The organism is Helicobacter mehlei, from assembly GCF_007280785.1.
Lineage (GTDB): Bacteria > Campylobacterota > Campylobacteria > Campylobacterales > Helicobacteraceae > Helicobacter > Helicobacter mehlei.
This window is the reverse complement of sequence record NZ_VKGC01000032.1, coordinates 1-9508: the sequence shown is the minus strand read 5'-3', so window position 1 is coordinate 9508 and position 9508 is coordinate 1. Positions and strand designations below refer to the sequence as shown.

Below are 9508 nucleotides of genomic sequence, written 5' to 3'. Positions count from 1 at the left end.
CTGTATTTAGACCCTAAGAACAAACTCCAAGCACTTCGATCTAAAAATGCCCTTTGTTTGGCGTTGCAAGAACATTTCATACAGAGAACCCCCTTTTCTAAGGCATTTAGGGCACTTTATCATTACATGGATCAACCGAATCGAAAAATCATAAGCGGTCTGGACATGGATGGGGGATGGAAATTTATGCGGGTTGCGGGGCAAATTCCGGGCTATATAAAAGGGGTGATCCCCTTAGCCCAAACAGCGATCCAACAAATACCCTTATACCAAGAATTTAAGCCCAAGAATAAAGCAGAAACGCAGTTTTTAGCGCATTTGGAACAACGGGAGATGTTGCGCGCCTTGGACACGATCGACAAGCATCAAAGCAAAAATGACGATTCCTATCACCCTAAAAGTACCATGGCGGCACAACAATTCTTGGACACGGCAACCCTGATCTATGCCCCGCTTTTCAATGCTAAAAAGGCAGGGTTGGACCCCATCGCCTATCTTAAAGAACTCCAGCATATATTGGTTGATGAAAAGAAGTGCGATCCCACCCTACCTAAGCCAGATGATGACGATGACAAGAAAACATGCATGGCGCGCGCGCATGCGACTCTTAGTGCCGGTGGATATAATATCTCGGACAATCAATCGCTTGAGAAATTGCACAGAGCCTTAAAGAATCTAGATGATGCCTATAAGTTTTTCAAACCAGATATCTCTTCACGAGGTTTGTGGGAACGCTTAACTCTGGCACACCTTTTAGGCGATGATAAAGAAAACAATAAAGATGTTCCGCCCGCCTATTATGCCGATGACAATATTTATGGAGATTTTTTACACCACTACCAACAGAGAATAGATTCCAACCGCCTCTCTACCCTCTATCTAGCCCGCCTCCTAGTCTTAAGCCACAACGCCCTTTTTTACGATCGCTTACAAAATGACAACCCCAAGATTTTAAAAGACACGCTAAAAGATCACCCCACCATGTGCCTAAGCCCTAAATATTTAAGCCCAAAATCTGAGCAAACCTGCCTACAACTCTTTAAAACCCAAAGCTACAACGCTAAGGATATTCAAGATCAATTACACCTTGTGCGTTTGATTTCTATTGATGATGACCCCTGTGTGTATTTAGATTCTAAGAACAAACTCCAAGTGTTTAAGTCTAGCAATGCGCTATGTTTGGCGTTGCAAAAACACTTAGAAAAGGGGCTTAAATGATTCGGCTATTTTTCCTAGCTTTCTTGGTCTTAAATCTGCAGGCAAAAGAAGATACCCTAACTATCTCTATTAAAATAGATAACCCTCCAGAATCCCTAATCACCCTCCCCCCCTCTTTTATCCAAACGCTCACAACCCTACAGCAGACCTTGCAAACAGCCAAGGACAAAACATCCAAACTCATCCCCCCGCAAGGCATGCCCTATTCCACCTACTTAAGCACCCTGCAAAAGAATTTGGATTCAGACAAAATATGGAAACTAGCGCACACGGCCATGGATCAAGTCCCCTTGTTTAAAACTTTTAAGCCCGCTAATGCGTATGAAGAAGATTTTTTAGACCATGCCAAAACATTTGAAGCGATGCATTTGATTGGGATGTTTAGTGATACGCCAATCCCCAAGATGGCGCAAAGGTTCTTAGAAACTCTTAATTTTTTCTACAAACCCTTTTTTGATGCTAAAAGAGGGGGTTTAGAGATGGATGCCTATTTGCACTATCTTGCCAAAAGCCCAGTGCCCCAACGCCGTTTAGATGCCTACAATGTGCTAGGAATTTATGGTTCTGCCATGAAAGATTATCTCTGTTTTAATCCCGATGGCATTGCACAAAATTTGGTGGATGATGTGGCCTACCTTTATAAACCCCATGGGGCTTGGGACATCTTTAACGATTGGTTTAAAGCGTTGATCGCCTCCATGTTAAACCAAGATGCCGGTTATATGGAAAAACACGGAATCTTTGCCAAAAACTTAGCCAATAACCCCCAATTGGCCCCCTTTGATGCCATGCAAAACCTTTATGCGGTGCGTGTATTGCGGGTGATCCAAGACATCGATGCTTATGTGGATTTGCAAGATATCACGCCTGAAATCCTACAACAACGCCCCACAATCTGCCTCAACCCCAACTATTTAAACCCACCACTCCAACAAGCATGCCAAACTCTCTTGGGCCAGCCCCATCTTGAATTTAAAGCACAGCTAGAGTTATTAGGAATTCTCATTATGGATAATGCCCCCTGCGTGGCTTTAGACACCAACCAACAACCCCTATTTTTCTACACCAAAGACGCTTTTTGCCAAGCCCTACAAACTAGCTTTAAAAAGGAGTTTTAATGCGTTTTCTTGCCATTGCCCTATTGTTGGGGGCTTTTTTGGGGGCAAAAACCCCCCCTGCTTTGCTAGACATTGCCCAAAAAATACAAACTACAATGGCAACTGCCACAGCCACTACAAGCCCTGAGGACGATCTGAGTAGCGATGACGCTGTGATCAATTCTTTACCCACAATACAAAAACTTGGGCTAGAATTTTTTAACCAAGTCCCCCCCTTGCAAGAGTTTAACCCCCGCGATGAGCAAGAAGCGCACTTTGTGGGTTGGCTTAAAAACTTTGAGATGCTCCATCTCTTTGCATTGATTGCAGGTTACACCGCAGATCCAGATAAAAAACCCCCTTTATCTCAAGTGATAAATGACTACTTAAAAGTACTGGATTTTATCTATGGTCCTTTGATTGAGGCGCATAAGCAAGGTTTGGATTTAAATGCATATATCAAGGCTCTACGCACGCTCCCCTCTGATCCTAAGAGCTGGGATGACACGGTGCACTATTTTACGGCTAACAGACAAGTTAAGCCCAAGCCTATGTTGCCTGTGCAAGCCTTTTTTAAGGATTTTAAAATAGTCGAATTGGCTTACCGCTTGATCAAGGGAGGGGATACACAAGCCCTCTTGGGCGAGTTGCTCAGTTGGGGCTATGCCAATACTTATGCGATCAACAATCTAGGTTTTGAAAGCAATGGCGGGGATGCCGTTGATACAAAGGACTACCAAAAACTCTACGCCCCCTATTATGCCCAATATGGCGTGCGGCTAGCCGAGTTTCTCTATGAGAGCTATTACTACACCTTTGATGATCCCCTCTCTAGACCACAGCTAAATATCCCCACTCTGCAAAAACACCCCCAACTTTGCTTCAAGCCTAAGTATTTACGCCAAAAATTCAAACAAGCTTGTCTAGACATCTTGCAAAAAGGCACTTACAAAACCCAAACCATAGAAGACTATTTTAAGATTATCGGCTATTTGCAGACTATCCCCCTTGTCAATGTTGATAACAGCCCGTGTTTAGCCCATAACGCACAGGGTAAGCTCCAAAAATTCAAATCTAAAAACCCTTTTTGTGTGGCATTACAGAACGGGCTGTGAGGCGTGCCTTTTTGTGGGCTTAAAAGATTATTTCTTTTTCAAAGAGAGCTGGTGTTCTAATGCTTCAGCTTCCTCACAATCAACTTCGTCTTCACCTTTTTTACAAGCCTTTTGGTAGTATTCTAGAGCCTTATTAGTGTCTTGTTTCTGATTGTATAAATCCCCCAAACTCGAATAACCATCAGGATTGCCTAAATCAATTGCTTTTTGGTAATAGACAGCGGCTTTAGTGTAATTTGTAGAAACATACATTCCATAGGCATACATGCTCCCCAAAACCAAATAACCCTTGCTGTATCCTAGATCGCCTGCTTTTTGAAAGCATTCTATGATTTTAGAAGTGTCTGCGCGAACCTCTTTATAACGGTACATCCATCCCAAAAGAAAATAAGCCTCCCCATTCCCCATATCCCCTGCTTTTTTATAGTATTGTGCGGCTTTAGAGTCATCTTTAGGGGCATCATACCAAGTGCTATGGGTGCTATATATCCCCCCCAAAAAGAAATAACCCTCAGCATTCCCCATATCCCCTGCTTTTTTAAGGTATGCTATGGCTTTAGGATAATCTATACCAATCCTTATAGACTTGCTATATAAATACCCTAGACCCACATAACCCCTAGAATCCCCCATATCAGCTAGCTTTTGATAGTATTTAAAAGCCTTTTGATCGTCAAAGTCGTGATTAAGGGCTTTTTCTGCAATAAAGTAGTATTGATCTGCCTCTTTACTCGCATACACACTCCCCAAACAACACAAACCGATCAACGCTAACCTGAGGATGCTTTTGATTAAATTTGTCATTTTTATTCCTTGATTCATTGCCTTTAGTGAAAAAGCCATGGTAAAGCAAAGAAGCTTTGAAACTCTTAATGCTAAAATCAAGCCTTTAGTGTCAATAGGGCTGATATTGGTGCCCATGCCCTTTTTCACTCTATTGGTGTGCGGTGTGGTGGGCGCGTGGCTGGCTAAGACTTGTCATTCGCATCAGCATTGATTAGTGAAATGATTTTAGGCTCTTTGTCCTTTCTGCCTATTATGTAGATTTACAAATACATAAGCTGGTCTTTTAGTTGCACGCTGAGCGGATTTTTTAATGGGTTGGTGGTGGGTGGGTTTTACGTGGGGCTGGGGGGCAACCCAAGAGCGATAAGGACAACTTTAGAACTGATAAAACTAACCTTGAAAATGATTTAAAAGGACTCTGTGAGCTTGCTGGTGGGGGCAAGTGCAACACACCTCAAGACGCTAAAACAAAACTTGAGGCAAGGATTAAAAAACTGCAAACACAAGCGGACAAGACCCAAGAACTTGATACTAGAAACCAAAAACTCACCGCTAAAGTAGGAAATGCAGAAACTAGGGCCAACAATACAGAAGCCACCAACATAGAACTAAGAGAGCAAATACAAACTATAGAACAAGAACACGCCCAAGCCCTGCAGGCAATGCAACAAGAGATAAATAGTCTAAAGGTGCGCTCAAGCACCAAGCACACATCAAGACTTTTGAAAAACAAGCTATAGCCCTCATTGAAAAGTATATAACCCCTGTAGGTGCAGGTGTAATGGCTCATATCCAAGCCAGTAATGCCAAGATTGCCAGCATCAACAAACAATGCTAAGAAGAGATGATCCAACAAGCCAGCGTGTGTACTTTGTTGAAAAGAGATGCTAGCAGGCAAACACACAGTCATCAATGCCGTAGCCAGACTCTTTGGCAAAGGTGTTAAAAAAGAATACAAACTGGACTATGACCCTATCAAGGCTAAGACGGGTTATAGAGAACTTAACAGACGCGAACAAGCCATCAAAAAAGATTTAGCAGATACCCTCCTCAAAAACACGGTCAAGAGGTGCAAACTATCCACGAGCAAGCTTGTGGCACTCTCTTAAAAGCAGAAGAGCGTGTGAGCACTGCTATTAGAGAACTCACTATAGAGTTTAAGAGCAGTGCGGAGCATGGTGCAGAACTCAATCAAGCCCAAAGACAAATCAACACACTTAAATACAATCAACAGCAGTTGCAAGATAAAGTGAATGCTTTAAAAAAGGATAAAGAGGATAGCAAGCAAGAAGTAGAAAAAGCCAAGAAAAACAATGAATCTCTGAAACAAAAAACATTGAAAATGTCCGTCTCAAAGAGAGTTTAGAAAACACACAAGCCGCACTAGAGGCTTCACAAAAGACTTTGGAGAATGCAAAGACAGAACTTGAAAATACAAAAGCACAATTAAAAACCGCACAAAGCAATTTAGGAATTTTAGAAAACACTAGGGGGCACAGGTACAATCCACTAAATCAACACAATAAACCCCGGAATGGCACAAGAATTAGAGATTAAGGTAAGTAACGCTTTAACCAACCTTGCGCGCCTCAAAGAGGAATTACCCCAAGTAGCGTTGGCTAAAGAACAAAAGCAAAGGGGGAGTGGGGGGTATCATAAGCTAGGGTTTATTATGAAACAAATATACAAAAGATGAAAATCATTGGGAAATAGCAATGGAGGAAATTTGATAGATGGAACACACAAAAGAAAAAACTTGATAAGAATCCGCCACATAAGGCTATCACTGGTAATATCTATTGGTTATGTATCGGTCGAAATATCGGGCATGAGGTCTATGGGAAGTCTGCAAACTTCACACGCCCCGTGCTGGTCGTCAAGCTTTTATCCAATGAGCTATTTCTAGGCGTTCCCCTTTCTAGCCAAACACACAAAAAGCACATGCCCTACCACTGTGTTTTTACAGACAACAACGGCATAGAACAAATTGCCCTATGCACCAAATAAGAGTGTTGGCACCAAGCGTAGGTGCACTAAAATCGCTCAAGTGAGCAATGAAACGCTTAAAAACATCAAGGACGAGACTAAAAGCACGGTGATTGATTAATATTCCCTGCAACTAGGACAGGGCAACTTACTAACTAGCAGTAAGCTCTGGTCTCTAGTGAGAACTAGGGATATGGTCTATTATGCCATATAATTAAAATTCCACAATCTGTTATGGCAGATAACCTTATTAAGTCACTCTGTGGTTGGCTAACGGGCTTTAAAAGATTTTTAGGAGATGCGATTTTTCAATCACAACAAAAATGGGGTGCAGGAGAGCGGGTGCAACACAAGTAAGGACTGCCGGTGCTAGAGAACAACCAAGCCACATTGGTGCGTGCAAACAAAACAAAAATTATCATCTTATCCTGCAAAACACCCTAAGAAATCACTCTATGGAGGGCGATTTTTTGTATATACAAACGTATGGCATTTGTACATATTTTAGGGGCTTAATACCTACAAGTTTGTATATGCAATGTTGTATATACAAATGTCTTGGTCTATAATGCCTGTATGAACAAATTTTTTCTTGTTTTAAGAACTCCAAGTCATGTTTAAAGAGAATAAAACCTTAAGTTTTATGTGCGTTTCACGCCTAATGAGTTAGAACAGATCAAGCACAAAGCACAAGAAAAAGGATTGAATGTTTCTGAATATCTATGTTTCTGTACCTTGAATCAACAGAACAATGTGGCCCCACAAGATTTACAAGAATTTCGAAAACAACAGGAACACGGCTACAAGCTTTTGAAGATAATTTAGAGAAAAAATATCAGCACCAATCCAAAAAGTGTTATTGAAACAAGAAAGCGGGTTTAAACACTTGGAACAACAACTGAAAAAAATTCACACTCAGGCACAAGAACCCACACAAGGGTTCAAAAGGCACCGGTACAGAACCAAGTCAGTCCAAAGGCACAAACAGCGTGCGAAAAATACAAAGCAATGGGAAAGATGTGGAAAACAGAAAAGGAAAGACTGGTTAGTCAAAATGAGCCCTTTAGACTACGCACAGACTGCTTTATGGAAGAATTACACCAAACTCAACCTTTAGAATCTCCAAGGAAAGGCAGATCTAAGACACTTCCTTTGCAAATTATGCCAGATAGGCTGCAAGATCAGGATAATGTACCAGAAGCCGTAGGTGTGTTTGATCTTGATAGTATAGGGACTAGAAACGGCATAGCTGGATTCTTTGTGTTTGCACTAAAGTAGAGTGGGTGCTATACTTAAAATATAGCTTACTTGAGCCCCAATTATCCGATAAAAGCAAAACCGACAAAAAGGATGAAGTCTAAACAAGACACGAAAAATATACACACAGCAAATCAAGCAACAAACTAGATCAAAATGCTAATGCAGAGAAAGATTAGGCAGATAAAACCGCACTAGAAAGGTGACCTATCTAAAAAAGGGGTTTGCTATGCGGCGCAAGCTAGCAAAAACATTGTGCCCACATTCTATTTTGAGTTTTTTTTGGGGACTTAAAGTCATCGTTAAATTTAAACGATAAGGGCGCGTAGCAAGTTCCCCGTCTATTGAGGCGGGGTTTCCCCTTATAGGTTGCCATTCGTCCATCCTAGTTTAATCGTTAAGAGGTTAGTATGCTATCATGGACTTAATTGTAAGAAAAGCATCTTTCAAAATTTGCTAAGACTTAAGGGTATCTCTTATGCTAAATATTTTTAACTCTACACCTCCCAGTGTTGCCACACTAAAATCATTCTTATACGCTCTCTGTTTGCTCAGTGTTTTTTTAAACCCCATCCATGCTTTTAATCTTAACTTAGCCATCTATGAGGAATATGATGGACCTAGGGCGGACACTTGCCCAGGGGATTTGATCAAAGATGAGGCGTTGCAAGATAAGGTGATATGCGACATCTATGGCAATGCTCGGGATTCAGGAGACATTAATCTAGCTATTCTCAATCGCTTTTACAGCGATTTTTACCACCAAGTGCGCGCAGGGGTAAGCCCGCAAGATCGCCAAAAGGTGCGCCAAATTTCTTTAAAAGCAATCCATCAAAGAAGCAAGGAATGCATCAAAGAGACAGAGTCAAACTTAGAGAATTGGCCACAAGAGAGCCCTGAAGACCCCCCTCCTCCACCCGGTTACTACCCTATGGAGGTTAGCAATTGCATGGAAGATGCCTATGCTAATGCGTTTAGACAAATTAGTGCCCTGCTCTTTGCTAACCCCCAATACACCTCCATTTTTGAAAACTTTTTCTATACCGATCCCCAAAAATACCACAAGCTCATTTTAAACACACAGGACTACCCTCCCATGAATCAATTCTCTGATCAAGCCGCCCAAGATGACTTGATGGATAAAAATGGCAAGTGGCTAGCCCCAGAAATTAGAGAAGCGCATAGGAATGTGCGCCAATGGCTCACAGCCTACCTACAAGGGCAAGATAAGAACTTGCCTAAAGATTACAACCCGCGCGATCTCTCTCAAGGCTATATCTCAGATACTAAAACCCTCAAACAAGGGCACGATGTCTATACCTTCATCTTAGAGATATGGCTAAGAGACTACCCTAATGAATCCCCTTACTACTCTTGTTTGGGCATTTTGCGCCAAGGGCAATTACAGCGCGCCTTTTGTATGGAACAAGATTCCATTGGTTTTTATGTCTATAAGCGCATCCGCTACACGATTCATAACTCTTTCTTCACTCTGAGCATCAAACAGGGCTTAAAGTGTGGGCATCAATCTTACTACACCCCTCATATAGATTATTACACCTTTAGATTGATAGAGGGTCAGTTTTACTTGCACCAATATAGCCGTGAGGTTTTTTATGCCACAGATTGTGATTGGGATAGGGGAAATTCTGAGCACCTCATGACCCAAATTTTTTACCGCCAACCTAGAGACGATCCAGAAGGCAAACATAGAATTTCTATGCAAGAGTTTGTAGATAATATGCCCAGAGGAGACTTTGGCAACCAAGCCATCAAAGCGCGTATGCAAGAGAGTTGTTTGCAAAGGGGTTTGTGCCAACGGGTTAGGGAAGATAGAGTTTATAAAAGACTAGAAAACCCATAAAGGACCTAAACTTTGGGTATATTCCAATAAGCAAGAATATGACAAGGACTATTTATGCGCCCATCTATAACCCTCATTTGGCTCTGCTTACTCTCCATACTTGGGGCTAACCCCTCAGATTTTAACACCAAAACCACTAAACAAGTGTATTTGCATTTTGTCCCCTCTTCTAAACCAAAGGAAGT

8 protein-coding genes are annotated in these 9508 nt (G+C 41.7%); 7 read left to right on the top strand and 1 reads right to left on the bottom strand.

All coding sequences use genetic code 11. From position 1 onward, the window contains the following. Genes FNE76_RS08615 through FNE76_RS07735 form a run of 3 tightly spaced genes read left to right on the top strand, consistent with a single transcriptional unit; the run spans window position 1 to window position 3430 of the window. Window positions 1-1218 (top strand): tRNA methyltransferase, encoded by a 1218-nt coding sequence (locus FNE76_RS08615; RefSeq protein ID WP_235895374.1) that lies wholly within the window; start codon window positions 1-3, stop codon window positions 1216-1218. Then, a complete protein-coding gene (locus FNE76_RS07740; RefSeq protein WP_185963033.1) occupies window positions 1215-2336 on the top strand; it encodes a hypothetical protein in 1122 nt (373 codons plus the stop codon). The genes FNE76_RS08615 and FNE76_RS07740 overlap by 4 nt, the downstream gene beginning before the upstream one ends. Further along, on the top strand, window positions 2336-3430 hold the full coding sequence (locus FNE76_RS07735) for a hypothetical protein (protein ID WP_120948785.1): 1095 nt from the start codon (window positions 2336-2338) through the stop codon (window positions 3428-3430). Before FNE76_RS07740 ends, FNE76_RS07735 begins: the two co-directional genes overlap by 1 nt. Before the next feature lie 27 nt (window positions 3431-3457). Here FNE76_RS07735 and FNE76_RS07730 read toward each other — a convergent pair whose 3' ends face one another. Next, a complete protein-coding gene (locus FNE76_RS07730) occupies window positions 3458-4234 on the bottom strand; it encodes a tetratricopeptide repeat protein (RefSeq protein ID WP_185963032.1) in 777 nt (258 codons plus the stop codon). Between the two features lie 866 nt (window positions 4235-5100). On the opposite strand from FNE76_RS07730, the gene FNE76_RS07725 reads away from it, so the two are divergent. The 4 genes from FNE76_RS07725 to FNE76_RS07710 all read left to right on the top strand — a co-directional run bounded on the left by FNE76_RS07725 (window position 5101) and on the right by FNE76_RS07710 (window position 9323). Beyond that, window positions 5101-5325 (top strand): hypothetical protein, encoded by a 225-nt coding sequence (locus FNE76_RS07725; RefSeq protein WP_120948787.1) that lies wholly within the window; start codon window positions 5101-5103, stop codon window positions 5323-5325. Further along, window positions 5286-5582, top strand: coding sequence for a hypothetical protein (locus FNE76_RS07720; RefSeq protein WP_143928479.1), 297 nt, complete (start codon window positions 5286-5288; stop codon window positions 5580-5582). The genes FNE76_RS07725 and FNE76_RS07720 overlap by 40 nt, the downstream gene beginning before the upstream one ends. Before the next feature lie 1265 nt (window positions 5583-6847). Next, window positions 6848-7027, top strand: a complete 180-nt coding sequence (locus FNE76_RS08790; RefSeq protein ID WP_120948788.1) for a plasmid mobilization protein — start codon at window positions 6848-6850, stop codon at window positions 7025-7027. A 910-nt stretch (window positions 7028-7937) separates the two neighbouring features. Further along, a complete protein-coding gene (locus FNE76_RS07710) occupies window positions 7938-9323 on the top strand; it encodes a hypothetical protein (protein WP_120948790.1) in 1386 nt (461 codons plus the stop codon). The last annotated feature ends 185 nt before the right edge of the window (window positions 9324-9508 follow it).

Bases quoted from the DNA above. Each gene is read 5' to 3' on its own strand.
- FNE76_RS07740 (WP_185963033.1), top strand. From the start codon at position 1,215: ATGATTCGGCTATTTTTCCTAGCTTTCTTGGTCTTAAATCTGCAGGCA.
- FNE76_RS07735 (WP_120948785.1), top strand. From the start codon at position 2,336: ATGCGTTTTCTTGCCATTGCCCTATTGTTGGGGGCTTTTTTGGGGGCA.
- FNE76_RS07730 (WP_185963032.1), bottom strand. From the start codon at position 4,234: ATGACAAATTTAATCAAAAGCATCCTCAGGTTAGCGTTGATCGGTTTG.
- FNE76_RS07725 (WP_120948787.1), top strand. From the start codon at position 5,101: ATGCTAGCAGGCAAACACACAGTCATCAATGCCGTAGCCAGACTCTTT.
- FNE76_RS07710 (WP_120948790.1), top strand. From the start codon at position 7,938: ATGCTAAATATTTTTAACTCTACACCTCCCAGTGTTGCCACACTAAAA.